The following is a 24,165-nucleotide window of genomic DNA, read 5'->3' on the forward strand; positions in this document are numbered from 1 at the left end:
CCCGGCGCGGGCGCGCAGGGCGGCGGCCGCGCGGGCGGCAGCGTCTCGGGCATTGCCGTCTCGGGCATCGCCGGCCCCGCCACGGCGTCGGCCGGCGCCGGTCACGAACCCGGCAAGGTCGGGGCGAGCAGCGTCCCGGTCGACGGCCCGACGAGCGGCGCCGGCGGCGCGGCGGGCGACGCGGCGGCCCAGGACTTCCTCACCGCCCTCACCGATGCGGGCCAGGGCGCGGGCCAGCTCCAGGCGATGCCGGCGACGCAGGGGGCCGCGACGCCGCCCGTACCGCCCGGCCAGGCCGCGGGTACGACCGGTGCCACCCAGGAAACCGCCGCGCCGACCCAGGCCACCGCGCCGGTCCAGACCGATCCGCCCATCCCGATCGGCCAAGTGCCGATGACCATCGGCCTGCGGTCCCTGCGCGGATCCAACGAGTTCCAGATCCGGCTCGATCCGGCCGAACTCGGGCGCATCGACGTCAAGCTGGAGATCGACAAGGCGCACGGCCGCGTCATGACCCACCTCGTGGTCGACCGGCCCGAGACGCTCGCGCTGCTGCAGCGCGATTCCGGACAGCTGCAGCAGGCGCTGTCCCAGGCCGGTTTCGATCCGTCGGCCGGCGGCATCAACCTGTCGCTGCGGGGCGACGGCAGCGCCCAGAGCGGCGGCAACGGTGGTCAACCGGGCGATTCCCCGCGCGGGGGCGGCGCGGGCTGGTCCCGCGAGCAGGCGGAAGTCCCGCAGGAGGTCGCCCCGATCCGCTACCTGCGCGGCTACGGCGGTGTGGACATGAGAATCTAGGCGGGCGGCACCGGCATCGCGGACCGACACGGACACCGACACAGCGCGCATCCGGCCCCCGCGCCAGGACGCGACACGGGAGAGATCAGTATGACGAGCGGCATATCCAGCCTAACCAGCACCACGAACACGACGGGCACGTCGACGAGCAGCAGCGGCAACGCCACCGAGATCGCCAGCAACTTCACGCAGTTCCTGACGCTGCTGACCACGCAGCTCAAGAACCAGAACCCCCTCGACCCGATGGATACCAACCAGTTCACGCAGCAGCTGGTCCAGTTCGCCGGCGTCGAGCAGCAGCTCAAGACCAACGACCGCCTCGACAGCATCCTGAGCGCCTCGCAATCGGCGAGCTCGGCCTCGGCCACGAGCTACATCGGGAAAACCGTGTCGGCGGACGGCAGCGCGTCGCAGCTGTCCGGCGGCTCCGCCTCCTGGACGCTGAACCCGGCCCGGGCCGCTACGAAGGCGGTGATCACGGTCCTGGATTCGAAGAGCAACGTCGTGGCGACACAGACCACCGCGCTCAGTGCCGGCAGCCAGACCTACACGTGGAACGGGAAGACCTCGGCCGGCCTGACCGCGCCCGACGGGAACTACTCGATCAAGGTGGCGGCCACCGATGCAACCGGCTCGAGCGTTTCGGTCGACACGAGCCTCACGGGCACCGTCGACGAGGTCGATCTCAGCGGAACGTCGCCGGTGCTTGTGATCGGTTCGCAGCGGGTGCCGCTGTCCAGCGTGCAGACCATCGGGTTGTCCACAAGTGGCACTTAACGAATCACATCCGAGTGACTCGCTTCAACATCTCTTAAGCGGGCACAAGTACCTTCAATGCTCGACAGGTCAGTCGAGTGTAGAGCGTATCATGACCGAACCGAGCCGCCCGAGAGTGAAGTACGTGATCGGGCCCGACGGCAGCCCCCTGACGATCGCGGATCTTCCGCCCCCGAGCACCCGTCGCTGGGTGATCCGGCGCAAGGCCGAGGTCGTGGCCGCGGTGCGCGGCGGCCTCCTCAGCCTGGAGGAGGCGTGCAAGCGCTACACGCTGACCACCGAGGAATTCCTGAGCTGGCAGTTCTCCATCGACCAGCACGGCCTCGCCGGCCTGCGGACGACCCGGATCCAGCATTACCGTCACTGAACCTCGGCGCCCCGCCGGGCGCCAGGGTCCCGGGGCGCCGCGGGCGATCCCGGGACATGTCGAGACCGCGGGTGCCGGGACCCGGCGCGCCGGCGGCTCTGGTCGAGGGCGCCGCTCCGCGGACCCGGACCGACGCGAAGGCCTCACGCCCGCCGCGACGACCTGAGACGGCGCCGAGGGGCTGGCCCGGTCGAATCCGAGGATCCACGAAGCCGCGTCCGCAGCCCGGGCGCGGCTTCGTGCCGTTCCGGGGACGCATTCGAGCCCGCCGGAGACCCGCATTAACGACCCGCTAACCACGACCTGGGCAATTTCTGCCGAGCGGGCCGCCGGGGCCCGCCAGCGTTAGAGTGCAGCGAATCCTCCCGTGAAGCCGGTTCTCGATCTCGTCACGAAGTTCGGACCGGCCCGGATCGCCGCCATGGCGGCGGTGACGCTGACGCTCATCGGCTTCTTCGCCTTCATCATCCTGCGGGTCTCGCGCCCCGATATGGGCGTGCTGTTCTCCGACCTGTCGATGCAGGACTCGGCCTCCGTGGTCCGGGAGCTGGACAGCCGCGGCATCCGCTACGAGACGCGGGGCGATGCCGGGCAGACGATCCTGGCCCCGCGCCCGGACCTCGCCAAGCTGCGCATGGACCTCGCCGGCAAGGGGCTGCCGACCCAGGGCGGCGTCGGCTACGAGATCTTCGACAAGGGCGACGCGTTCTCGTCCACCAACTTCGTTCAGAACGTGAACCACCTGCGCGCCCTGGAGGGCGAGCTGGCGCGCTCCATCCGGGCGATCGGCCGGGTGCAGGCGGCCCGTGTCCACCTCGTCCTGCCGGAGCGCCGCCTTTTCGAGCGGGACCGGGAGAACCCGAGCGCGGCGATCGTGCTGAAGCTGATGGGCGATCTCGACGCCGGGCAGGTCCGGGCGATCCGCCATCTCGTGGCCTCCGCGGTGGAGGGTCTCAAGCCCGAGCGGATCTCGATCGTCGACGAGCGCGGCCGGCTGCTGGCGGACGGCGCCCGGGACGCCGCGACCGACGTCGCCAGCGGCTTCGAGGACCGGCAGGTCGCCCTCGAGCGGCGCCTGCGCGGCCAGATCGAGGACGTCGTCGCCGGCATCGTCGGCCCGGGCCGGGCCCGCGTCCAGGTCAACGCGGAACTCGACCTGAACCGGGTCGAGAGCCGCTCCGAGACGTTCGATCCCGAGAGCCGCGTCGTGCGCTCCGCCCAGACCCGCACCGAATCGGCGGTCACCGGCAATGCCGAGGGGCAGGTCAGCGTCGGTAACGAGCTGCCGGGCGCCAATGGCGGCGACAAGGCGCCGACGCCCAAGGACGCGACCAACAAGAACGAGGAGACCACGAACTACGAGATCTCCCGGGTCACCAAGACCGAGATCGCGGAGGGCGGCCGGATCAAGCGCCTGTCGGTCGCCGTGGTGCTCGACGGCGTCTACGCCGCGGCGCCCGACGGCAAGCAGACCTACAGCCCGCGCACGCCCGCCGAGATCGAGCGGATCACCGCCCTGGTGCGCGGCGCGGTCGGCTTCGACAAGGCCCGCGGCGACCAGATCGAGGTGGTGAACCTGCGCTTCGCGGAAGCGCCGAGCGTGCCGCAGTTCAACGAGCCGACGCTGATCGAGTCGCTGCTCGCCCCCACCAAGGAGGACGTGCTGCGCATGGCCGAGCTCGCCGTCCTGGCGCTGCTGACCCTCATCGTCCTGCTCACGGTGGTCCGTCCCCTGGTGCGCCAGGTGCTCGCGCCGGTGCCGGATGCCCCGGCCCTGACCGCGTCGGGGATGGCGATCCCCGGCGACGCCTCCGTCGTCGCGGGTCCGGGCGGGACCGTGACGGTCATCGACCGCGACAGCCCGACCGCGCGGTTGATGGAGTTCGCCAAGATCAACGGCCAGGTCCAGGCCGAGACGGTCCAGCGCGTGGTCGACATGGTCCGGGCGAGCCCGTCCGAGACCGTCGAGGTGCTGCGCACCTGGATCCAGGAAGAGTGAAGCGTAGGGCGTCGAGGGCAACACGATGGCGGCAGGTGCGGGACAGGCTCTGGCGAACACGCTGGCGACGGCGGGCGGCGACTCGTTCGCGACGATGCCCGGCCCGCAGCGCGCCGCCGCGCTCCTGCTGATGCTCGGTGAGGAGGAAGGCGCGCCGATCTGGCAGGCGCTCGAAGAGGAGGAGATCAAGAAGGTCAGCGCCGCGATGGTCCAGCTCGGCACGCTGGAGGCGCAGACCGTCGAGAAGCTGATCATCGAGTTCGTGACGAAGCTCGGCAACAGCGGCGGCATCTCGTCGAACTTCGAGCGGACCGAGGCGCTGCTCCTCAAGATCTTCCCGAGCGACCAGGTCTCCCTGATCATGGCGGAGATCAAGGGCGCGTCGGGCAAGCGCGTCTGGGCCTCGATCGCCCAGGTCGACCCGGAGATCCTCGCGTCGTTCCTGCGCAACGAGTACCCGCAGACCGTGGCGGTGGTGCTGTCGCGGGTGCGGGCCGACTACGCCGCCAAGGTGCTGACCATCCTCCCGGAGGATTTCGCCATCGACTGCCTCAACCGCATGCTGCGCATGGAGACGGTGCAGAAGGAGGCGCTGCGCCACATCGAGGAGACGCTGCGGGTCGAGTTCGTGTCGACCATCGCCCAGACCCAGCGCCGCGACGCGCACGAGATGATGGCCGACGTGTTCAACGCGTTCGACCGGCAGACGGAGGGCCGCTTCCTCGCCGCCCTCGACCAGGCGAACCGCGGCTCGGCCAAGCGGATCCGGGAGCTGATGTTCACCTTCGAGGATCTGCTGAAGCTCGATCCGGGCAGCGTCCAGACCCTTCTGCGCAGCATCGACAACGAGACCCTGTGCCGCGCGCTCAAGGGCGCCAACGAGCCGACCCGCGGCTTCTTCCTGAGGCAGATGTCGACCCGCGCGGCCAAGAACCTCACGGACGAGATGTCCTCGCTCGGGCCGGTCCGCCTCAAGGAGGTGGACGAGGCGCAGGCCAAGATGACCGAGATCGCCAAGGACCTCGCCGAGAAGGGCGAGATCATGATCGCCAAGAATAGCGCCGAGGAGGAGCTGGTCTATTGAGCGCCCAATCCGCCCGGAGCGCGAAGCCGTTCCTGTTCGAGACCGACTTCCGCAGCGCCCGCCCCAGCGCCGAGGCTGTGCGCGCCGCCGAGACCGCGGCCCGCGCCGAGGCCGAGGCCCATGCCCGCGGCGTGCAGGAGGGCCGCGTCCAGGCCGAGGCGCAGGTTCAGGGCCGGCTCGCCGATGCCATGACCCGACTGGCGCTGGCCGCCGCGGGCCTGATCGCCCAGGCCGACGCGCGCGACGCCGAGCGCGAGGCGCAGGCCGTCGAGGTGGCGATGCTGATCGCCCGCAAGGTCGCGGGCGACGCCCTCGACGCCGCCCCGCTCGCCGGTATCGGCGAGGCGGCCCGGACGGCGCTCCAGCACCTGCGCGGCGTGCCGCACTTGGTGGTGCGGGTGCATGACAGCCTCGTCGAGGACGCCGAGACCCTGGTGAAGCGCCTCGCGCGCGAGCGCGGCTACGAGGGCCGGCTCGTGGTGCTGGGCGACCCCGACATGGCGGCGGGCGACGCCCGCATCGAGTGGGCGGACGGTGGCATCGTGCGGGAACGCGCCCGCATCGAGGCCGCGGTTCTCGACGCCCTCGGCCTGCCGACGGACCCGTGAGGAGATCCTGATGTCCGACGATTTCAGCCTGCCCCAGCTCGGCGAGCACGACACCGACTACGCGGCGGGCTCGATCCGCGACGCGCCCACCACCCCGAAGACGGCGGCCGACCTGGAGCAGCTCTTCGACGTGCCCGTGATGGTCTCGGCGGTGCTGGGCTCCGCCCGGATGCCGATCGGCGACCTTCTCCGGCTCGCGCCGGGCGCGGTGCTCGAGCTCGACCGGAAGGTCGGTGAGGCGATCGACGTGTTCGTCAACAACCGGCTGGTCGCCCGCGGCGAGGTCGTGCTCGTCGAGGACCGGCTCGGCGTGACGATGACCGAGATCGTCAAGGGTGAGTGATTGTTCGGCGCGGACGCCGGGGGGCTGTCCGCGCCCGGGTTTTGAGAGGGACGAACCATGCGGCTCCTGATGATCGGGCGGCTCAACGGCGAGCTGATCACCGCCTCGAAGATCGCCATGCAGCGCGGCGCCGCCGTCACGCAGGCCGACGCCGTGCCGCAGGGCCTCACCGTCCTGCGCGCGCGGGGCGCCGATCTCATCATGATCGACGTGGGTCTGCCGATCCGCGACCTCGTCACCGCTCTGGAAGAGGAGCGGATCCGCACGCCGGTGGTCGCCTGCGGCGTCTCGGCGGACGCCTCGGCCGCCGTGGCGGCGATCCGGGCCGGCGCCAAGGAGTACATCCCGCTCCCGCCCGATCCCGAGATGATCGCGGCCGTGCTGGAAGCGGTCGCCACCGACCGTGCCGCCTTCGTCTGGCGCGACCCGTCGATGGAGCGGGTGGTCAAGCTCGCCGAGCAGGTCGCCCGCTCCGAGGCCTCGGTGCTGATCACCGGCGAGAGCGGGACCGGCAAGGAGGTGCTGGCCCGGCACGTCCATCAGAAGTCCAACCGGGCGGGCAAGCCGTTCGTTTCGGTGAACTGCGCGGCGATCCCCGAGGCCCTGCTCGAATCCGAGCTGTTCGGCCACGAGAAGGGCGCGTTCACCGGCGCGGTCGCCCGGCGCATCGGCCGGTTCGAGGAGGCCAACGGCGGCACGCTGCTCCTCGACGAGATCTCCGAGATGGACGTGCGCCTGCAGGCCAAGCTGCTGCGGGCGTTGCAGGAGCGGGTGATCGACCGGGTCGGCGGGACGGCCCCGGTGCGGGTCGACATCCGCGTGCTCGCCACCTCGAACCGCAACCTCGCCGAGGAGGTCCGCAAGGGGACGTTCCGCGAGGACCTGCTCTACCGGCTCAACGTCGTCGGCCTGCGGCTGCCGCCGCTGCGCGAGCGCCCGGCCGACATCCTCGAACTCGCCACCCACTTCGGCCGGAAATACGCCGCGGTGAACGGCATGCCTGTCCGCCCGCTCTCCGCGGAGGCCCGGGCACTCGTGCTGCGGAATCCGTGGCGCGGCAACGTGCGCGAGTTGGAGAACACGCTGCACCGGGCGGTGCTGCTCGCCTCCGGCGACGCGATCGGCCCGGAGGCGATCCTCTCACCCGAGGGCGAGACCTTCGCGGCCGAGGGACCGGCCGCGCGCGCCGCGCAGGTCGCCGAGGCCGCAACCCGCGGGCTGGTGGGCCGGACCGTGGCGCAGGTCGAGTGCGACCTGATCCTCGACACGCTGGACCATTGCCTCGGGAACCGGACGCACGCGGCCAAGATCCTCGGCATCTCGATCCGGACCCTGCGCAACAAGCTCAACGAGTATGTCTCTGCGGGCCTCGACGTGGCCGAGCCGGGCAGCGTCCGGGCGAGCGTCGCCTGCGGCTGACGCGCGCATCCGCGCAGCGGCCTCGGCGCCTCCGTGCCGGGCGCCGATGTCCAACGTCACGGGTCGGGAGGATCGGGCGCACCCGTGCCGTGAGGGGGAGCGCGGGCGCGCCGGCCTACCGCCGCCCGCTCTGAGCCGCCTTGTGGGCTTCGGCCTGGGCCGCGAAGGCCGCGTCGAGCTTGCGCAGGGACTCGTAGCGCGCGACGTCGCCCTCGACGTCGCGGATCGTCTCCTCGACGAGGTGGCGCTGGAGGGCGACCCGCGGATCGTCCGGCGGGAACGCCTCCCGCTCCTGCAGCCGGAGCACGGCCTGCCGCACGACCGTGTAGACCGCCTCGCGCTCCTCACGGGTCATCGTCGGCTGGATCGCCTTCGCGACGAGATCGGAGAAATCCGACATGGACCGTTAGACTTCGCTCATCCAGGGGCGCCCGGCTCTCCGGGCCGCCTCCCTCTACAGACCGCGCAGCCCGGGATCCAGATCCCGGGCTGCGGTCGCCGCTACATCCTCTGGTCGCGGATGCCGGCGATCAGCAGCGACGACGAGCTCCAGATCACCAGGAAGCAGAAGAAGGAGACCAAGAGCGAGTGGCCCCGCTCCGGATAGAGGCTGTCGGTCGGCAGGACAGGCGGCACGAAGGTGGCGAGGAAGATGTGCTGCTTGCTGGCCGAGATGCGCGCGCGGTCGAGCAGAGAGTGGGCCGATTCCTCGAGCTTCTCGGCGATCGTCCGCTCGACCAGCAGACCCTCGTACTGGAGCAGCGCCTCGGTCATGTTCTGGCCGCCGGCGGCGGCGTTGGCGCTCGTCAGCTCGTCCTGGAGCGACTTCATCTGCTGGTCGATCGCCGCGATGTTAGCCACCAGCGTCTGGATCGAGCGCGAGCGCTCGTCGAGACTGGAGCCGCGCAGGACCTGCAGGTCGTTCTCGGCCTTCAGCTTGTCCTTGCGCAGGAGGGTCAGCGTGGTCAGCGTCCCCTCGGCGGTCTTGATCGGATCGATCACGCCCCACTGATTGCGGAACGCCTGCAGCGCCACGTGCGCCTTGCGCAACCGGTCCTGGGCGACCTTCGCGTCGGCCTCGGCCTGGGCGACCATGTCGGCCTGCGCGCGCTTCGAGATGTCGTTGATCAGCGCCTCGGAGCGCGACACCACCGCCTGCGCGATGGTCAGGGCGTCCTCGGGCGTGAAGGCGCGCACGGACAGGCGGATCACGCCCGAGATCGAGTCGATATGTGCATCGACGTGCTTGCGCCAGTACTTGGTCAGGTCCTCGATCGGATCACTGGGATCGAAGCGCGTCCAGAAATCCGCCTCGGACCGGGAGAACATCTTGGAGATGCCGATACTCTTCTCGAGCGCCTCGACCAGCGTCTGACTGTTGATGTAGTCGCGGACGATGAAGCTGTCCTGGCTGTTGTGCTTCTGAATCAGGTTCGTGTACTGGCCGAGCGAGATGTTCTCCATCGGCTCGACGTTGCCGCGGACCGCGAACTGGGCTTCCGCGACGTACTGGTTGGACGCGAACGCGAACAGATAGAGCCCGACCACGAGGGTGGGCAGGAGCACGAAGAGGCTGACGCGGCGGATGATCCGCGCGCCGTAGGTGGAGGTGTCCTCCTCGCGGGGGCGCAGGCCCGGCAGACGGGTCCAGTCCAGGCGCTGCCGCGCCGTGGCCACGAGGGCCCGCGCGGTCCGCTTCTCCGGCACAGGCCGGATCGTCTCCGCGCCCCGCCGCAGCTCCGTCATGGTCGGGGCGGCGAACGTCACGATCTCGCCTTCGCGCGTGTCGTCCTTGACGTCGTCGAAGCTCATCCGCTCATTGTTCCTGGGTCTGCGCCGGTTCCGCTGCCGCGGCGCCGGCCGAGGGGCGGCCCGTGCGCGGCTACCGGAATCCCGTTCTTTTAGGCCCTTTTTATGGCGCCCGGTCCGGGTCATCCCGCGGCTGCTGCACCGCGGCGACGGGCGCCGTAGCCCGGGACCGGTATCGCGTCCTACAGTCTCTGGATGATGACAGAACCGCGTGTCACGGCCCCGGATGGCCGTCCGGCCGGCCGCACGGCCAAGACCAAGCTCTCCGAGATCGTCGTCGTCTGCTCCAAATGCGCCAAGCGGCAGGGCCTGCGCGGGCGGGATCTCCGCGCGCTGCTGAAGAAGGCCGGGAAGCGGGCGGCCGGCGACGAGGGAGCCGGGCGCAGGCGGAAGCTCCTCGTGGTGGAATCGGGCTGCCTCGGTCCCTGCCCGAAGCGCGCCGTGGCGGTCGCCACCGGCACGAGCCTGGCCGAGGGCCGGGTCGTCCTGCTCGATCCCGCCGCCGAGCCCGCCGAGGCGCTCGCCGCGGTGCTCAATCCCGTCCTCCCGCGTCGGGCAATCCCCGAATTCGGCCCCAATACCTCTCTAGCGGCGATACCACCCGACGAATCGCCGCCGGTTCGCTGACCGGCACAACCTGGAGCGCGCTCTTGCCCGCCTCTCGACGCGAGGCCCGCACACCGTGACCGGCGAGCCTGTTTCCCGGAAGCGGCGGGCGGCCCACGCCGTGCTGCGTCGCCTGCCGCTGTTCGGCACCCTGATCGGCCTCGGCCTCGCCGTCTGGCTCGTGGCCACCAACGATCTGGCGGCGGTGGCCGCGGCCTTCGGGCGGATCGGCGTCGCGGGCTTTGCCGGCGTCACGCTGGTGCGGGTCGCGGTGATCCTGCTCTGCGGCCTCGCCTGGGCGCGCATCCTCGACGGGCTGGCGCCCGGGACGGCTTCGGCCTGCCTGATCCTGCGCTTCGTCCGCGAAGGCATCAACGTGCTGCTGCCCGTGGCCTCGGTGGGTGGCGACGTCCTGGGGGCCCGCCTCCTGACCTTCTGGGGTGTCGCCGGCTCCCTCGCGGCCGCCTCCGTGCTGGCCGACATGCTGTTTCAGGTCGGAACGCTCGCCCTGTTCGCCGGGCTCGGCGCGGGCCTCCTGAGCCGGGTCGACGGCGCCGAGGCGGCCGCGCTCGCCAGCTGGACGCTGCGGACCCTCGTCGTGGCCGGGCTGGTGGTGGCGGCGTTCTTCGCCCTGCAGCGGACCGGCGTCGTGCGGGTGCTCGAGGACCGCCTCGCCGCCCTCGGCCGGCGGTTCGTGCGCGAGGCCGAGGCGCGCCCCGAGCCGAACCGCCGGATCCAGGGGGCCCTGGACACGGTGTGGGCGCCGGACCGCCGGGGCCATCTCGCCCAGTCCTTCGCCCTCCACGCCCTGGCCTGGCTGCTCGGAACGGCCGAGGTCGCTGTCGTCCTGGCGTGCATCGGCGTGGACCATGTCGGCCTGGCCGACATCCTGGTGATCGAGGCGCTGAGCCAGGCGATCAAGGCCGCCGCGTTCCTCGTTCCGAGCGGACTCGGCGTCCAGGAGGGCGGGCTCGTGCTGGTCTGCGGCCTGTTCGGCATCGACGCGGGGACCGCCCTCGCCCTGTCGCTGGCGCGCCGCGTGCCCGACGTGGTGCTCGGCCTGCCGGCCCTGCTCGTCTGGCAGAACCTCGAGGCCCGCCGCGCCGGCGTCCGCCCGGCCACACCCAGCTGCGACCGTCCGTGACCCGAGACCTCCCCGTGCCGACACGCCCGATGCGCCGGACGCGCAAGGTCCCGACGCCGCGCCTGCGGCCGGTGGCGCTCGTCGCGCTCGCCGCCCTGGGCGCGCTGGCCGGCGGAGTGCTCGCCGCCGGTCCGGCCCTCGCGCAGAGCGTCACCCTCGATCTCGGTGCCGGCGGCACCACCGAGCGCGCCCTCCAGCTCGTGGCGCTGATCACCGTCCTGGCGGTGGCCCCCTCGGTGCTGGTGATGGCCACGGCCTTCACCCGCATCGTCGTGGTGCTGTCGATCCTGCGGTCGGCGCTGGGCACCCAGACCGCGCCGCCGACAGCGGTGCTGGTCAGCCTCGCGCTGTTCCTGACCGCCTTCGTGATGGCCCCGACCGGCCGCGCCGCCTACAGCGCCGGCATCGAGCCGCTGATCGCCGGCCGGATCACGCAGGCGCAGGCGTTCGAGCGTGCCTCGGCGCCGTTCAAGACCTTCATGCTGCGCAACGTGCGCGAGAAGGACCTGAAACTGTTCCTCGACCTCGCCAAGGTGCCGACGCCGAAAGGGCCCGAGGATGTCGGCCTGGAGATCGTGACACCCGCCTTCATGATCTCGGAGCTGCGCCGCGCCTTCGAGATCGGCTTCCTGCTGTTCATCCCGTTCCTGATCATCGACCTCGTGGTCGCGTCGGTGCTGATGGCCGTCGGCATGATGATGGTCCCGCCGGCCACGGTCGCGCTGCCGTTCAAGCTGATCTTCTTCGTGCTGGTCGACGGCTGGACCCTGGTCGCCGGCTCCCTGGTCCAGAGCTACGGCGGCTGACGGCAGCCGTGCCGGGCCGTCAGCCGGCGCGGGACGTCGCGTCGACGGTCCGGACCGCCGCGAAGCCCTCCGCGCGCGACGGCGGCTCGAACAGGCGGTCGACGGAGCGGATGCTCTCTTCGGGAACTTGTCGGTCGGCAGCGCGCCGCCGGTTTCGCTCCAGGGCGACCGCGAGCGGCGCGCGAATCCAGACCGCTTCCGCGGCGACGCCGCAGGCTCGCGCGATGGCGAGGATCGGCGCACGGTGCCGCTGGCCGGGCAAGGCGGCATCGAAGTAGACGCGGCCGAGCCGGGGCCGCTGCCGCGCTATCCAGGTGGACTTGCCGGCCCCCTGCAGCCCGCACACAACCACGAGCCGCTCGACCGAGCCCGCGGCGAGCGCCGCGCGCAGCGCCGCGAGGGCCAGCCGCCACGCCTCGGCGTTCCGTTCGGGCGTCCAGACGCGGCCGCGCTCGGTCTCGAGGAGGGCGTCCGGGTCGATGACGACCACCGCGCTCACCCGGGCGGCGCGCCGGGTGTCTCGGCGCTGCTCTGCTGCTGTCCGCCCTGGGCACCGGGTGCGGGCGCCTCGCCGCCCGCACCCGGTGCCTCGGGTCGGCCGCGCGCGGGCGCAGCGGCATCCGGGTACCGCTTGCGATACTCGGCGAGGAAGGCCGACAGCGTCTGGACCTTCGTGGCGCGCGCCGCGATGTCCCGGAAGCCCGGTGCCCGGGTCGGGTCGGTGCCGGTCAGGAGCGCGAAGGTGCGGGCATCCGGGCTCGCCGCCATCCCCTCCGAGAATTTCGCCTTCAGCCGCTCCAGGCCGATGGCCTCGTGCGCGAGATCGTAGGCGATCGCGGCGCGCACGACGTCGGCGCGCGCCTGATCGTCGAGGGGCTGACCGGACTGCCACGTCGCGCCGAGCAGCCCCTCGTGGGCCTCCCCGGCCTCGCGCCAGCGGCGCGCCCCCCAGTAGATGTCGGCGCGCAGACGCTCGATATCCGGCCCGCTCTCGTCCTCGATCGTCTCCAGCGCGAGGTCGGTGCGGGTCAGGTCGGACAGGGCCCTGGCGCGGATCAGCCCACGGGCGCGCTTGAGCTCGCCGGGAAGCTCGGGCAGCTCGGTGGCGTCGAGGACCTTCAGGGCCTCCATCGGCTTGTCGTCCATCAGCCGGACCGTCGCGAGCCGCGCCGCCACCGCGGATCGCGCCGGGCCGGTGAGGCGATTCTCGATCTGGTACTGCAGCAGGTCGGCGGCCGAATCGAGGAGGTCGAGGGTCACGAGGCGGTCGGCCAGGCGGCGCACCACCTCGTCGCCGCGCCGCCCGATCGGGCTCAGCTCGCGGAAATCGAAGAAGAGCGCCACGGCCTCGACCCCGGAGAGCTTGTTGCCCTTGTCGGTGAGGTAGAGGTTCTCGAAGGCCGTCTGCGCGTCCCGCGACAGGGCCGCCGTAGCGGGGGCGTTGGGCGCGAAGACGTTGGCCCGGCGCACCACCGTGAAGGCGTCGCGCCACCGGCCGGCGGCGAGATAGAGGCGGGCGAGACCGGCGGTGATGCCATCCTCGGTCGGACCGCCGTGCCAAGTCAGGGCGAGCCGTTCCAGCCGCTCGATGGCGGCGTCGGGAGCGAGCTTGCCCGAGGCCTGCGCCAGCAGCGCCCCTCTCAGGGCGGCCTCGACCGAGACCGGGCGCACGGCCGAATTGTCGAGGCGGGCATAGGCGTCTAGGGCCGCCTCGGTCTGGCCGGTCGCCTCCGCCACGCGGGCGCGGACCATGGCCAGCCGGTCGCGGATCCAGGGTGGCACATCGCGCTCCGCCTCGGCGCGCGCGGCGGCGGTCTCGGCATCGCCGTTCTCGATCGCCGATTCGGCGGCCCGGGCCCGGATCAGCTGCGCGACGTCCGCGGGATAGCCGTTGGCCAGCGGCAGCACCTTGAGGAAGCCGGACTCCGCGCTCTTCCAGTCGCCGGCCCCGGCCGAGGCCATCGCGCGCCACAGAGCGGCCTCGCGGTCGTCGACCAGGAGCGGGACGCTGAGCGCCTTCAGCGCCTCGGCGTTTCGGCCGATCCGCACCAGGGCGATGCCCCGCAGGAGCGCGGTCTCGCGCTGGGTGGCCAGGAGCGGATCGTCGGCGGCCGCGATCTCGAGCGCGGTGAGGGCCTCGTAATCGAGGCCGTTGGCCAGATCCGCGCGCGCCAGCGCCAGACGGGCCGGCCCGCGCTCCGACGGCGGTGCCGCGACGGCGGCGTCGAAGAGGCCTCGGAGGGCCGTGCGGACATTCCCCATCCTGGCGCGCTCCCAGGACTCCCTCTCGATCGCGAGGGCCCCCGCGTCGGTCAGCACGACGTCCGGCTTGCGCGCCGCCATCGACGCCGCGAGACCGCCCTCTCGGCCGATCGAGACGCCGTCGAGTTCGGGCCGCACCGCCAGATCGTCGGCGCCGGCGAGCACAGCGAGGCCGTGCCGGCTCGGCAGGATCTCGAAATCGACGAAGCGACGGTTCTTCGGATTGCCGACGGGGCGCTGCGCGGCCGAGGGGACCACCGCGATCCGCTCGTCGTCGAGGGAAAGCCACGTCGTCGATCCGGGATGGGGCAGCGACAGGGTGACGGCGATGCGGCCGGACGGGTCGGGCTTGCGGACGGGATCGATCGTGTCGCTCGGGCTCAACGTATCGCCCGCCGAGAGTTCCCAGGCCACGCCGGACCCGGTCGTGACGGCATTGAGGTCGACGAGCCGGCCGGGCGGCACCGGGAACCGCACGACCGTGAGCGGACCCGTCCGAGTGGGCGCGCCGGTCGGCGCGAGGCCCTCGCTCGACGGCGGGACGACGACCGGCTCGGCGGTCTCGAAGGCGAGCGTCGCGATGCCGCCGCGCTCGAACAGAACCGCCGGCGGGAGGGTCTGGAACGGGAAGAGCATGCCGCCGCCGGCCCGGCGCGTCGGCGGCGACTCGGGCGGGCGCGGCGCAATCGCCGGGGCCGGGGCTGCGGCCTGGGCCGGAGCCGGGCGCGGCGCGACAGGCAGCGCCGGGGCCTGCTTCGCGGCGGGACCGGGCACGTCGACCGTAGCCGCGACGGGCTCGAGCGGCTTGCGGCGGACCACGTCCACGTACATGGCGCCGTCCTCGCGCTCGGTCCCGATCGTGAACCCGTCCTCGGGCGTGATCAGGAGGCTCGCCGAGTTCGCGTCGGTCTCCGTCGCCAGCTTGGCGATCCCAGGTCGCTGACGGCCGCGGGTGCCGCTCGGATCGATGGTCCAGGCGCCGATCACCCGCACGCGCGTCACGGGACCCTCCGCGGTCACCATCGAGACGGCCTCCGCGGGGAGGCGCAGCGACAGCCGCGTCAGGGTCGGGAGCAGCGCCAGCTCGAGCGACAGGGCCCGGCGCACCGGTTCCGGTGTGCGCGCCTTGAGCGCCTCCTCGGCAACCCGGGCCCGCCGGGCGAGTTCGGCCACCACTTCGGGCGGAAGCGGCGGCACGAGGCCGGACCACCCTTCCGGGAGCAGGTCGACGAACACGCGCTCGCCGGCCGACTGCACGCTGGCCCGGTAGGGTCGCTGCAGGGCGAGGCGGAGGCCCGTGCCGTCGGGGTCGCGGCGGACGCTGGCGATGAAGGCCGGCATCTCGTCCGCGAGATGCTCGGGCCCGGGCGAGACCCGCTCGCCGTAGCTGACGAGCAGCACGCCGCCGGCGAGCTTCGTCCTGACCGTGACCGGCTTGTCGAAGGTCAGCACGATCCGGCCGTAGCCGCCGGCCCCGGTGCCGACCTCGCTGCCCTTCATGCTGACGAGCCGCGCGGCCAGCGCGGGCGCGATTCCCGCCAGAAGGGCGAGCAGCGCCAGCGCCGCGGTCAGCAGCCGCGCGCCGCGCCCTCGACCGTCCCGGGGTCGCCCGCCCACCGATCTCATCGCCTCGCCGATCCGAACCCGGCGCGCGGCTCCGGAGGGGCCGCGGCGCGCGGCGCCACATCTCGGCGGGATCCTGAGCGACCGCGGCTAACGCTGGCTTAACCGTAACCGGAAAAGGCCGCGGGTCGCCGTGCGGCTCAGCCGCTGAGCGCGACGGCCCGGTCAAAGGCCTGCGAGAAGCCCGTCAGCGGCACCGTGATGGTCGCCGGTTCGGTGCCGCCCGTCTTCTCGCCGGTCACCGTGAGCGCCTTGGCGGTGCGCATGCCGTCGAGGGCGAGCGTCGGGAAGCTGATCGCCACAATGCAGCCCTCGGCGCTGCAGGTCGTGTAGGGGGCGCCCTTGCCGAGGGTCTGCTCGTCGAGCTTGAAGGTCACGCCGGGCTCGATGGCGAGGCCGAAGGGCATCAGCACGATCCCCTCGGCGCGGCCGTTCGCGGGCGTCTGCAGTTCGAAGCCGAACTTGCGCCGGCCGGTCCGCGAATCGCCCTGCGCCTGGGCCACGATACAGGTGACCTTGTCGCTCGGGCGCGTGCAGGTCATCGTCCAGTCGCCGTAGCTCTCGCTGACGGTGCTGGCGCCGGTGGGCCACGCGGCGTGCGCCGCAGCGGATGCAGGCGCGGCGGCCTCCTCGGTCTTCGCAGGTTCGGCGGGCTTGGTCGCCTTGTGGGGAGCCGGCTTCGGCCGTGGCTTGGGCTTGGGCTTGGCGGGCGCTTCGGACGCCGGCGCGGCCTCGGGCTCGGCATCCTGCGCGCGCGCCGCCAGCGTCGGGACCGCCGTGAGCGACGTCGCGATCAGGCTGAGACGCAGAAGCGCACGAAGTGTCGGCATGGAATCACGATCCCCCGGAGAGCCATTGGGCGGCAGTGCCGCCTAATGCTCAAGCCGGTGCGACGCAATCGCCAGAGGCCATCGGAGGCGGCGCCTCCAGGTCACGCGCGTCTCAGAGCGGGTTCGGGCCGCCGATGGAGCGGGCGAGCGCGCAGCGGCGCGCGAAGGCGCTCTCCGCACCGCTGCGCAGCGTGCGGGCGACCGCGAAGACGAGGGTCAGGAAGCCGGGATCGCGATCGGCGGTCTCGACGGCCGGGCCGGGGATCCGGGATGTGATGAGCGCGAGCATGACGGACTCCAAATGCGAGGTCCCGGGCGTTTCCACGCTCCCCAATGCCTGCGGTCCTCTGAGCGACCTTGCTGCACCGCAATATGAGCCCTGCGCTCCGAGCCTGCCACTGAGCAGCTGTCGGGGGTCACATGCATTGAAATCATGATTCGACGCGCGCGCGGGTAAGGATCCGTTCACGAAGGGTTGCGCGGGCGCGGTTGACCGGCGACGGGCAAGCCGCCATTGAGCGCGTTTCCGGCGACACGGGCTCTTGACCGCACCGGCACCGCTCCGGCGGCGCGGGTCTGTCGCCGCACTGTCACACGCGCGCCATAACCCGCCCGCGAGCCAGATGAGCGGACGCGCCCGGCGTCCGCCAGACGAGGATCTCCCGCATGACCGACCAGCCGACCCATCACCCGATCCATGGCCGCATCACCGGCCCCATCGTGATGATCGGCTTCGGCTCGATCGGCCGGGGCACCCTGCCGCTCATCGAGCGCCACTTCGAGTACGACCGCGCCCGCTTCACGGTGATCGACCCGGTCGACACCCATCGGCCCCTCGCCGAGAAGCACGGCCTGCGCTTCGAGAAGGTGGCCCTGACGCCGGAGAACTACCGCGACGTGCTCACCCCGCTCCTCACCGAGGGCGGCGGCCAGGGCTTCTGCGTGAACCTGTCGGTCGACACCTCCTCGCGCGCCATCATGGAGCTCTGCCGCGAGCTCGGCGCCCTCTACATCGACACCGTGGCCGAGCCCTGGCCGGGCTTCTACTTCGACAAGACCAAGAGCCAGGGCGACCGCACCAACTACGCGCTCCGCGAGAACATCCTCGACGCCCGCGCGCAGAAGCCCGGCGGCACCACGGCGGTGTCGTGCTGCGGCGCCAATCCCGGCATGGTCTCGTGGTTCGTCAAGCAGGCGCTCCTGAACATCGCCCAGGACACCGGCCTGCAGCGGCCCGAGCCGAAGACCAAGGCCGAGTGGGCCGCCCTAATGAAGGATCTGGGCGTGAAGGGCGTCCACATCGCCGAGCGGGACACGCAGCGCGCCAAGAATCCGAAGCCGCGGGGCGTCTTCGTCAACACGTGGTCGGTCGAGGGCTTCGTCTCCGAGGGCAACCAGCCGGCCGAGCTGGGCTGGGGCACGCACGAGACTTGGAAGCCCGCCAACGCCCGCGAGCAGGAGAAGGGTTCGCGCTGCGCGATCTACCTGCTGCAGCCGGGCGCCGACACGCGGGTGCGCACCTGGGTGCCGACCGCCGGCTCGCAGTTCGGCTTCCTCGTCACGCACAACGAGGCGATCTCGATCTCCGACTACTACACGGTGCGCGAGGGCGATAAGCCGGTCTTCCGGCCGACCTGCCACTACGCCTACCACCCGGCCGACGACGCCGTGCTGTCGCTCCACGAGATGTTCGGCAAGGCGGCTCAGGTGCAGGAGCAGCACCACATCCTCGACGAGACCGAGATCGTCGACGGCATCGACGAGCTCGGCGTGCTCGTCTACGGCCACGCGAAGAACGCCTACTGGTACGGCTCGCAGCTCTCCATCGAGGAGACCCGCCGGGTCGCCCCCTACCAGAACGCCACCGGCCTCCAGGTCACCTCGGCGGTGCTCGCCGGCATGGTCTGGGCCCTGGAGAACCCGGAGGCCGGCATCGTCGAGGCCGACGAGATGGACTTCCGCCGCTGCCTGGAGGTCCAGACCCCGTATCTCGGCCCGGTCGTGGGCGTTTACACGGACTGGACGCCGCTCACCGACCGTCCGGGCCTGTTCCCGGAGGACATCGACACCAGCGATCCCTGGCAGTTCCGCAACGTGCTCGTGCACGGCTGAAGGCTCTGCCGCGCCCCGCGAGCCGGGGCGCGGATCCGCCGACGTATCGGCGGTGCTGTCCCGCGGACGCGATGGGGCCGCCGAGATGCGACGATCTCGGCGGCCCCGCTCGTGCGTACGCCCCCGTCCGGCCCCGCGGCCTATGCCTGGGATGACACCGGCCCGGACAGTTTCAGTCCGCTCGGCTACTCGGCCTGCCGCCGGGTCACGAGGGTGCGGCCCGGCTCGACCTCGTTCTTGTCCTGGTACAGCGGCACGATCGCGCGCAGCCAGCCGCGGACCTCGCGGCCGCCGTAATTGCGCTCGACCACGTCGTGCGTGAGGTAGGCCTGCAGGTTCACGGGCCCGAAATTGTAGCCGACGAGACCGCCCACCGCGATCTGGCCCTGCGGACGATAGCTCGCCACGCCGGTGGGAAGGTCCGTCGATCCGAAGGCCACCGCGCCGATCTGCCAGGAGCCGAACTTCTTGGTCATGGTCAGGTCGAGGTTCATGTAGTCCGGGTAGAGGGTGCCGCTGGGCGAGCGCGTGTCGAGGAAGACGCCGTAGAGCAGGTTCGCCGTGAGGTTCCAGCCCTGGCCGGTGTAGCTCAGCGCGAAGCGGTGGGTCAGCGAGGCCGACTGCGTCAGGAACCGCGTCTGGATCGGCAGGTAGCCGCCGAACAGGTAGCTGAAGCCGACATCGCCGCCGAGGTCCCAGGCGAGCTGGGCCGCCAGCAGCTGCTGCCCGACGCCGCTCTGATAGGGCGCCCCCTGGCTGCTCGCCGCCGCGATCGGCTGGGTGAAGAAGACCTGCAGGCGCGCCCCCGCGACATCCCAGGGCGTCGCCCACGCGAAGGTCGGCAGGTTGACGTTGGTCGACGAGTCGCGCGGGAGGGTGCCGCGCACGCCGAAGCTCGACAGGTTCACGAAATACAGGCCGACCGGCAGCTGGTCGCCCACCGGCAGACCGACCGTCTGTCCCGGCTGCGCCGCGGATGCCGCCCGCGCCGTCGTCGCGGCGGCGATCGGGGCCGAGCCGGCAAGAGCCGCCGCCGCGACCCAACGTGACGTCAGGCTAAATCCGGCCATGGGAACCCCGAACCTGAGCCCCGTCATTCGGGGCCGATCAGGGTTTGACGGCCGTTCACTCCGACGGCATCCCGCCGTTACGGCCAAGCCGTGCGCGACCGCACAGAGTCGACGGGCCGATCTCTTCGCGGCGGGACTAAATCACTGATCCTCGACTTCGACGACGAAGTCCCCACGATAGGTCGCGCCCTCGACCGGGTTCGAGACCCAGCGGCACCGGCCGACACGCAAGTCGTGGCCGGCGTGGAAATGCCCGGAGATCCACAGCGCCGGCCGCTGGGATTCCGGCAGGTCGTCGAGGGCCGTGCTGGCGTAGAAGGCCGGCACCCACCAGGGAACGCCGGGCGCGTCCCGGTACCGGTCGGCCGCGAGCGGGCTCGCGGGATGGTGAGTCACCACCACGGTCGGTTCGTCGTGCGGGGTCCGGAGCGCCGCGTGCAGGGCCGCCCGCTCGATCCGGTGCTCCGCCATCGCGTCCGCCGGCTGCCAGGGGCTGCCGTCCATCTTGCGGATCGCGCCGAGATATTCCCGCGAGCCCGTCACGGGATCGGTCATGCGGGCCGCCGCGTAGGCCACCGGATCGTCGGGCCGGTCCGGCGCGTCCGGTGCGAGCCAGCGCCCGGCGAGGGTCCAGTCGCTCCACAGGGTGGTGCCGACGAAGCGGACGCCGTCGATGACGCAGCTCCGCGCGTGCTGGAGCAGGTGGATCCGCGCGCCGAGCCCGTTGAGGCGGCCGACCTCGGCCTCGAGACCGGCGAGAAGCTCCGGCGCGGTGCGCCGGTCGCCGGTCGGCGCGTAGCGCTCGTGATTGCCCGGCACCAGCACGATCGGCCGCCCCTGCGCGAGGTGCAGCAGCGCCGCGAGCCCCCGCTCGGGATGTCCCTCGTGGAGGTCGCCCGGGCAGGCGAGCAGGTCGAACGGCGCCGCGGGCGGCGCGATCAGGTCGAGGCGGCGCCGCTCCAGGTGCAGATCCGAGATGGGGAAGATGCGCATGATGGTCGCTGCCGTGTCGCCGCTCGGGGACCGTTACCGCGCGGCTCTGCGCTCGGCCGCGGCCGCCTTGAGGATGTCGGCGGCCGAGTCGGCGTTGAGGATCGCGATCCCGGCCGCCACGACGAGGTCGGGCCAGGGGGACGGGTAGAGGGCCGTCACCAGACCGGCGGCGATGATCGCTAGGTTGGCGACGGCGTCGTTGCGCGCCGAGAGGTAGGCCGCCCGGGTCAGGCTGCCCGAGCCGGAGCGGTGCCGGGCGAGCATGAGCGCGCAGGTGAGGTTCACGGCGAGCGCCCCGAGCCCCGCCAGCGTCAGGGGCAGTGCCGCGGGAGCGGTGAAGTCGGCGATCTTGCCGTAGGCCGCCCAGGCGCCCGCCAGGGCCGGCAGGAGCAGGATCCCCGCCATGGCGGTGCCGAGGCGGGCGCGGTTGCGCGCGCTCCAGCCGAGGCCCGCGAAGATCAGCAGGTTGATCGCCGCGTCCTCGAGAAAATCGACGCTGTCGGCGATCAGCGCCACCGAGCCGATGGCGAGCGCCACCGCGATCTCGATGCCGAAATAGCCGAGGTTGAGCGCCGCCACGCGGGCGACGACCGGGCGGAGGGCGGGCGGCGCGGGCCGGGGCGCATCATCGGCGATCACGGGACGCCTCTTCGCCGACGCGCGCGGCCCTGTCGAGCGGCTGTTGAGAAAAGCCTGTCCGCGGCTCAAGAAAGTTCGAGGCGGTTACGCCTTTGTCCGGGTGGATTCGCCGCCGGGATCGTGCGACGCCGTTGCCGGAGCCGGCTGCACGAGACCTATGACCGGCCGGAACCGGAGGTCTGCCGCGTCATGCTGCCCGAACTGCGCGTGCTCTATTTCGAGGATCTCGAGGTCGGCCTGTCGGAGACCCTGTCGAAGACCATCGCCTCCTCGGACGTGGTGGGCTTCGCCGAGATCACCGGCGACCGCAACCCGATCCACCTGTCCGAGCACTTCGCCGCGCGCACCCCGTTCGGCACCCGCATCGCCCACGGCCTCTACACGGCCGGTTTGATCTCGGCGGTGCTCGGCACGCGGCTGCCGGGGCCCGGCGCGGTCTACATCTCCCAGACCCTGAATTTCCGCGCCCCGGTGCGGATCGGCGACGTGGTCGACGTCACCGTGACGGTGGCCGAACTCATGCCCGAGCGGCGGCGCGCGCGCCTCGCCTGCAAGTGCTCGGTGGGCGGTGAGACGGTCCTCGACGGCGAGGCGCTGGTGAAGGTGCCGACCAAGGCCGAGGCCGACCCGCTGGCGAACCGCTCCGATCGCTCCCAGGGTTGAGGTGACCCCGGCCCCGGAGCCCGTCACCGACCCGGACGACCCCCGCCTCGAGCCCTACACCCGGATGCGCGAGCGCGACCTCGTCGGCCGGGGCGGACGCTTCATCGTCGAGGGCGAGGTGACCCTGCGGCTGCTCCTCGGCCGCCGCAGCCGGTTCCGCGCCGAATCGATCCTTCTCGCGCCCGAGCGCTGGCCGGGCCTGGCCGCCGATATCGCCGCTTCCCCGGAGCCGCCGCCGGTCTTCAGCGCCGCGAAAGCGGTGATGAGCGCCGTGACGGGCTTCCCGATCCACCGCGGGGTCCTCGCGGTCGGCCTGCGCGGGCCGGATCCCGACGCGGCCGCCCTCGTGCCGCCCCCGCCCGCGCCCGCCCTGGTGGTCGGCTTGGCCGGCCTGACCAATCACGACAATGTCGGCGCCGCCTTCCGCAACGCGGCGGCTTTCGGGGCCGACGCCGTGCTCCTCGACGGGGCGAGCTGCGACCCGCTCTACCGCAAGAGCATCCGCGTCTCGGCGGGAGCCGCCCTGATCCAGCCCTTCGCGCGGCTCCCGGAGGGTCAGGACTGGCTCGGGCTCGCCGAAATCCTCGATCTGCAGCCGCTGGCCTTCAGCCCGGGGGCGACCGGGACGCTGGACATGCTCCCCATCCCGGCGCGGGCACTGCTGATCCTCGGCACCGAGGGACCCGGCCTCGATGCGGCGACGCTGGCCCGGGCGCGGCCGATCCGGATCCCGATGGCCCCCGGCTTCGACTCGCTCAATGTCGCCACCGCGGCGGGCATCGCCCTCTACACCATCGCCCGCGGCCAAGGGCGCCTCGGCGGGCCGTGAACACGCCGCGGCGACAAGCTCTTCGGCGCACGGCCGGCCGGTTTCCGAACTCGGTACGTCCTGCGAAAAAACGGGACTGGCGCGCAACTGTCCAGCTGTAACACATTGACATCTCGACGCTGCGCACCGGCCGGCGCAAGCTGGGCTCGGACGACCGTCCCGACGCCGCGCCGGATCGCATGTCGAACATCCCGACGCTTCACTTCAACACCGATCACCTCAGCCCCGCGCAGGCCTTCGCGGCCTGGCGCGACCTGATGGCACCGATTGTCCGGATCGAGCGGATCAAGGGGGCGCCGGTGCCGCGCGGGAACCTGTCCTGCACGGTTCTGGGGGACATCCTCGCCAGCCGGATGATCTTCTCCGCGCAGCACATGGTCCGCGATCGCCGCCACGCCGCGGCGACGCCGGACCACTTCACGTTCATGCTCTACGTGTCGGGCGGCCTGTCCGGGGACGTCGCGGGCAGCCCGGTGCTGCGGCAGCGCAACCGGATCATGGCCGCCAATATGGGTCGGGAGCTGGATGCCCGCGGAGTGAGTTCCAGCGCGATCGGGCTGACCATCCCGCGCCGCCTGTTGGCCGACTGCACGGTCGAGCGGATCCCGATCTTCCTCGACAGGGAGCGGAACCGTCTGCTCGTCGCGCGCCTGCACGCCCTGTATCGCCGGCTGCCGACCACCACCGCCGACGAAGAGCCGGCGATCGCGGGCGAACTGACCGGCTTCATCCGGCGCTTGTTCGATTCGTCCGCGGCCTCGGACGTGCTGCAGGGACCGGAATTGGATGCCGGGTTCGTCGCGCTGGCCGAGCGTCTGATGGATCTCCAGCTGGCCTCGCCCGACCTCACGCCGGACCGGCTCGCCGACGGCGCGGGCGTCTCGCGGACGGTGCTGTACCGCGCCTTCCAGAACGCGGGCGGCGTCATGCACCGCGTCTGGGAGAAGCGGCTGGAGGCGATCCGGATCGCCCTGGAGGATCCGCTCGAGACCCGGGCGCTCGCGCGCTTGGCGAGCGAGCACGGATTCAAGGATCCCGCCCACCTGAGCCGCGCCTTCCGCGCCCGGTTCGGGGTGACGCCGCGGGAATGGCGCCAGACGCGGGCCCCCCACGGCACCCGGACCTACGAGCGGACGCCCGCCCAGGCCCACGCCTGGTACGAGCGCCTGGGCCAGCGCTGACGCCCCGCTCCTCCGAGGACGGTCCGACACACGCTCCGGTGCCGGCCAGTCCGCCGGCCCAGTCCGCCGGCGAGGCAACGGGCGCCCGCGACGCGGCGCGCCTCGGGAATCCTTGCGGATGCGTATTCACGGTATGATCGTATACAGCGTTATGCGCGCGACAAACGGCTGCAATTGCCGCGCGATGATGCGAAGCTAGCTTG

24 protein-coding genes are annotated in these 24,165 nt (G+C 72.0%); 15 read left to right on the forward strand and 9 right to left on the reverse strand.

Annotated features, from left to right (window positions below; all coding sequences use genetic code 11):
* The 8 genes from ACLBXO_RS06540 to flbD form a co-directional block, all read left to right on the forward strand.
* Positions 1-798 (forward strand): flagellar hook-length control protein FliK (locus ACLBXO_RS06540; RefSeq protein WP_447684878.1); only part of this gene is annotated, 798 nt, incomplete at its 5' end.
* Positions 799-888: 90 nt separating this feature from the next.
* Positions 889-1,575: a flagellar hook assembly protein FlgD gene (locus tag ACLBXO_RS06545; protein WP_331315427.1), complete on the forward strand. Its 687-nt coding sequence runs from the start codon at positions 889-891 to the stop codon at positions 1,573-1,575.
* Positions 1,576-1,666: 91 nt separating this feature from the next.
* The gene (gene sciP / locus ACLBXO_RS06550) at positions 1,667-1,942 is read left to right on the forward strand and encodes a CtrA inhibitor SciP (protein ID WP_007569077.1); all 276 of its coding nucleotides are present in this window, start codon (positions 1,667-1,669) and stop codon (positions 1,940-1,942) included.
* Positions 1,943-2,309: 367 nt separating this feature from the next.
* Complete coding sequence (fliF, locus tag ACLBXO_RS06555; protein WP_447684879.1) at positions 2,310-3,941, forward strand: flagellar basal-body MS-ring/collar protein FliF; 1,632 nt, start codon at positions 2,310-2,312, stop codon at positions 3,939-3,941.
* Between the two features lie 25 nt (positions 3,942-3,966).
* Entirely contained in the window at positions 3,967-5,025 is a 1,059-nt protein-coding gene (gene fliG / locus ACLBXO_RS06560) for a flagellar motor switch protein FliG (protein WP_331315430.1), read from the forward strand.
* A complete protein-coding gene (locus tag ACLBXO_RS06565; RefSeq protein WP_331315432.1) occupies positions 5,022-5,633 on the forward strand; it encodes a FliH/SctL family protein in 612 nt (203 codons plus the stop codon). The genes fliG and ACLBXO_RS06565 overlap by 4 nt, the downstream gene beginning before the upstream one ends.
* Before the next feature lie 10 nt (positions 5,634-5,643).
* On the forward strand, positions 5,644-5,976 hold the full coding sequence (fliN, locus tag ACLBXO_RS06570; RefSeq protein WP_012321962.1) for a flagellar motor switch protein FliN: 333 nt from the start codon (positions 5,644-5,646) through the stop codon (positions 5,974-5,976).
* Between the two features lie 57 nt (positions 5,977-6,033).
* The gene (flbD, locus tag ACLBXO_RS06575) at positions 6,034-7,395 is read left to right on the forward strand and encodes a sigma-54-dependent transcriptional regulator FlbD (RefSeq protein ID WP_331315434.1); all 1,362 of its coding nucleotides are present in this window, start codon (positions 6,034-6,036) and stop codon (positions 7,393-7,395) included.
* A gap of 115 nt (positions 7,396-7,510) precedes the next feature.
* Here flbD and ACLBXO_RS06580 read toward each other — a convergent pair whose 3' ends face one another.
* Entirely contained in the window at positions 7,511-7,795 is a 285-nt protein-coding gene (locus ACLBXO_RS06580) for a hypothetical protein (RefSeq protein WP_273561427.1), read from the reverse strand.
* 101 nt (positions 7,796-7,896) lie between these two features.
* Complete coding sequence (locus ACLBXO_RS06585; RefSeq protein ID WP_447684880.1) at positions 7,897-9,207, reverse strand: capsule biosynthesis protein; 1,311 nt, start codon at positions 9,205-9,207, stop codon at positions 7,897-7,899.
* Between the two features lie 195 nt (positions 9,208-9,402).
* On the opposite strand from ACLBXO_RS06585, the gene ACLBXO_RS06590 reads away from it, so the two are divergent.
* The 3 genes from ACLBXO_RS06590 to fliP are packed head-to-tail and all read left to right on the forward strand — an operon-like array spanning position 9,403 to position 11,760.
* Positions 9,403-9,831, forward strand: coding sequence for a hypothetical protein (locus ACLBXO_RS06590; RefSeq protein WP_447684881.1), 429 nt, complete (start codon positions 9,403-9,405; stop codon positions 9,829-9,831).
* Between the two features lie 55 nt (positions 9,832-9,886).
* A complete protein-coding gene (locus tag ACLBXO_RS06595; protein WP_447684882.1) occupies positions 9,887-10,954 on the forward strand; it encodes a lysylphosphatidylglycerol synthase domain-containing protein in 1,068 nt (355 codons plus the stop codon).
* A gap of 29 nt (positions 10,955-10,983) precedes the next feature.
* Positions 10,984-11,760 (forward strand): flagellar type III secretion system pore protein FliP, encoded by a 777-nt coding sequence (fliP, locus tag ACLBXO_RS06600; RefSeq protein ID WP_447685020.1) that lies wholly within the window; start codon positions 10,984-10,986, stop codon positions 11,758-11,760.
* A 19-nt stretch (positions 11,761-11,779) separates the two neighbouring features.
* Here the strand turns inward: fliP and ACLBXO_RS06605 are convergent, their stop codons facing one another.
* From ACLBXO_RS06605 to ACLBXO_RS06620, 4 genes are all read right to left on the reverse strand, one after another.
* The gene (locus tag ACLBXO_RS06605; protein WP_331315440.1) at positions 11,780-12,259 is read right to left on the reverse strand and encodes an AAA family ATPase; all 480 of its coding nucleotides are present in this window, start codon (positions 12,257-12,259) and stop codon (positions 11,780-11,782) included.
* A complete protein-coding gene (locus ACLBXO_RS06610) occupies positions 12,256-15,648 on the reverse strand; it encodes a hypothetical protein (RefSeq protein ID WP_447684883.1) in 3,393 nt (1,130 codons plus the stop codon). Before ACLBXO_RS06610 ends, ACLBXO_RS06605 begins: the two co-directional genes overlap by 4 nt.
* A 137-nt stretch (positions 15,649-15,785) precedes the next feature.
* Positions 15,786-16,475 (reverse strand): invasion associated locus B family protein, encoded by a 690-nt coding sequence (locus tag ACLBXO_RS06615; RefSeq protein ID WP_331315445.1) that lies wholly within the window; start codon positions 16,473-16,475, stop codon positions 15,786-15,788.
* Between the two features lie 112 nt (positions 16,476-16,587).
* Entirely contained in the window at positions 16,588-16,764 is a 177-nt protein-coding gene (locus ACLBXO_RS06620) for a hypothetical protein (protein ID WP_331315446.1), read from the reverse strand.
* A gap of 377 nt (positions 16,765-17,141) precedes the next feature.
* Between ACLBXO_RS06620 and ACLBXO_RS06625 the strand changes: the two genes are divergently transcribed.
* The gene (locus ACLBXO_RS06625; protein ID WP_427507275.1) at positions 17,142-18,587 is read left to right on the forward strand and encodes a homospermidine synthase; all 1,446 of its coding nucleotides are present in this window, start codon (positions 17,142-17,144) and stop codon (positions 18,585-18,587) included.
* A 185-nt stretch (positions 18,588-18,772) separates the two neighbouring features.
* On the opposite strand, the gene ACLBXO_RS06630 is transcribed toward ACLBXO_RS06625, so the two are convergent.
* From ACLBXO_RS06630 to ACLBXO_RS06640, 3 genes are all read right to left on the reverse strand, one after another.
* Positions 18,773-19,657: a transporter gene (locus tag ACLBXO_RS06630; protein ID WP_447684884.1), complete on the reverse strand. Its 885-nt coding sequence runs from the start codon at positions 19,655-19,657 to the stop codon at positions 18,773-18,775.
* A gap of 141 nt (positions 19,658-19,798) precedes the next feature.
* Positions 19,799-20,650 (reverse strand): metallophosphoesterase, encoded by an 852-nt coding sequence (locus ACLBXO_RS06635; protein ID WP_447684885.1) that lies wholly within the window; start codon positions 20,648-20,650, stop codon positions 19,799-19,801.
* Positions 20,651-20,683: 33 nt separating this feature from the next.
* The gene (locus ACLBXO_RS06640) at positions 20,684-21,289 is read right to left on the reverse strand and encodes a cation transporter (protein WP_331315453.1); all 606 of its coding nucleotides are present in this window, start codon (positions 21,287-21,289) and stop codon (positions 20,684-20,686) included.
* A gap of 189 nt (positions 21,290-21,478) precedes the next feature.
* On the opposite strand from ACLBXO_RS06640, the gene croR reads away from it, so the two are divergent.
* The 3 genes from croR (at position 21,479) to ACLBXO_RS06655 (ending at position 23,962) form a co-directional block, all read left to right on the forward strand.
* On the forward strand, positions 21,479-21,952 hold the full coding sequence (croR, locus tag ACLBXO_RS06645) for a 3-hydroxybutyryl-CoA dehydratase (RefSeq protein ID WP_020090850.1): 474 nt from the start codon (positions 21,479-21,481) through the stop codon (positions 21,950-21,952).
* 1 nt (position 21,953) lies between these two features.
* On the forward strand, positions 21,954-22,781 hold the full coding sequence (locus tag ACLBXO_RS06650) for a TrmH family RNA methyltransferase (protein WP_447684886.1): 828 nt from the start codon (positions 21,954-21,956) through the stop codon (positions 22,779-22,781).
* Between the two features lie 179 nt (positions 22,782-22,960).
* The gene (locus ACLBXO_RS06655; RefSeq protein ID WP_447684887.1) at positions 22,961-23,962 is read left to right on the forward strand and encodes a helix-turn-helix domain-containing protein; all 1,002 of its coding nucleotides are present in this window, start codon (positions 22,961-22,963) and stop codon (positions 23,960-23,962) included.
* Positions 23,963-24,165 lie beyond the last annotated feature (203 nt).

The organism is Methylobacterium sp. C33D (assembly GCF_053345825.1).

Bases quoted from the DNA above. Each gene is read 5' to 3' on its own strand.
- sciP (WP_007569077.1), top strand. From the start codon at position 1,667: ATGACCGAACCGAGCCGCCCGAGAGTGAAGTACGTGATCGGGCCCGAC.
- ACLBXO_RS06590 (WP_447684881.1), top strand. From the start codon at position 9,403: ATGACAGAACCGCGTGTCACGGCCCCGGATGGCCGTCCGGCCGGCCGC.
- ACLBXO_RS06635 (WP_447684885.1), bottom strand. From the start codon at position 20,650: ATGCGCATCTTCCCCATCTCGGATCTGCACCTGGAGCGGCGCCGCCTC.
- ACLBXO_RS06610 (WP_447684883.1), bottom strand. From the start codon at position 15,648: ATGAGATCGGTGGGCGGGCGACCCCGGGACGGTCGAGGGCGCGGCGCG.
- croR (WP_020090850.1), top strand. From the start codon at position 21,479: ATGCTGCCCGAACTGCGCGTGCTCTATTTCGAGGATCTCGAGGTCGGC.
- ACLBXO_RS06580 (WP_273561427.1), bottom strand. From the start codon at position 7,795: ATGTCGGATTTCTCCGATCTCGTCGCGAAGGCGATCCAGCCGACGATG.
- ACLBXO_RS06630 (WP_447684884.1), bottom strand. From the start codon at position 19,657: ATGGCCGGATTTAGCCTGACGTCACGTTGGGTCGCGGCGGCGGCTCTT.
- flbD (WP_331315434.1), top strand. From the start codon at position 6,034: ATGCGGCTCCTGATGATCGGGCGGCTCAACGGCGAGCTGATCACCGCC.
- ACLBXO_RS06615 (WP_331315445.1), bottom strand. From the start codon at position 16,475: ATGCCGACACTTCGTGCGCTTCTGCGTCTCAGCCTGATCGCGACGTCG.
- ACLBXO_RS06625 (WP_427507275.1), top strand. From the start codon at position 17,142: ATGACCGACCAGCCGACCCATCACCCGATCCATGGCCGCATCACCGGC.
- ACLBXO_RS06545 (WP_331315427.1), top strand. From the start codon at position 889: ATGACGAGCGGCATATCCAGCCTAACCAGCACCACGAACACGACGGGC.
- fliP (WP_447685020.1), top strand. From the start codon at position 10,984: ATGCGCCGGACGCGCAAGGTCCCGACGCCGCGCCTGCGGCCGGTGGCG.
- ACLBXO_RS06585 (WP_447684880.1), bottom strand. From the start codon at position 9,207: ATGAGCTTCGACGACGTCAAGGACGACACGCGCGAAGGCGAGATCGTG.
- ACLBXO_RS06620 (WP_331315446.1), bottom strand. From the start codon at position 16,764: ATGCTCGCGCTCATCACATCCCGGATCCCCGGCCCGGCCGTCGAGACC.
- fliN (WP_012321962.1), top strand. From the start codon at position 5,644: ATGTCCGACGATTTCAGCCTGCCCCAGCTCGGCGAGCACGACACCGAC.
- ACLBXO_RS06655 (WP_447684887.1), top strand. From the start codon at position 22,961: ATGTCGAACATCCCGACGCTTCACTTCAACACCGATCACCTCAGCCCC.
- fliG (WP_331315430.1), top strand. From the start codon at position 3,967: ATGGCGGCAGGTGCGGGACAGGCTCTGGCGAACACGCTGGCGACGGCG.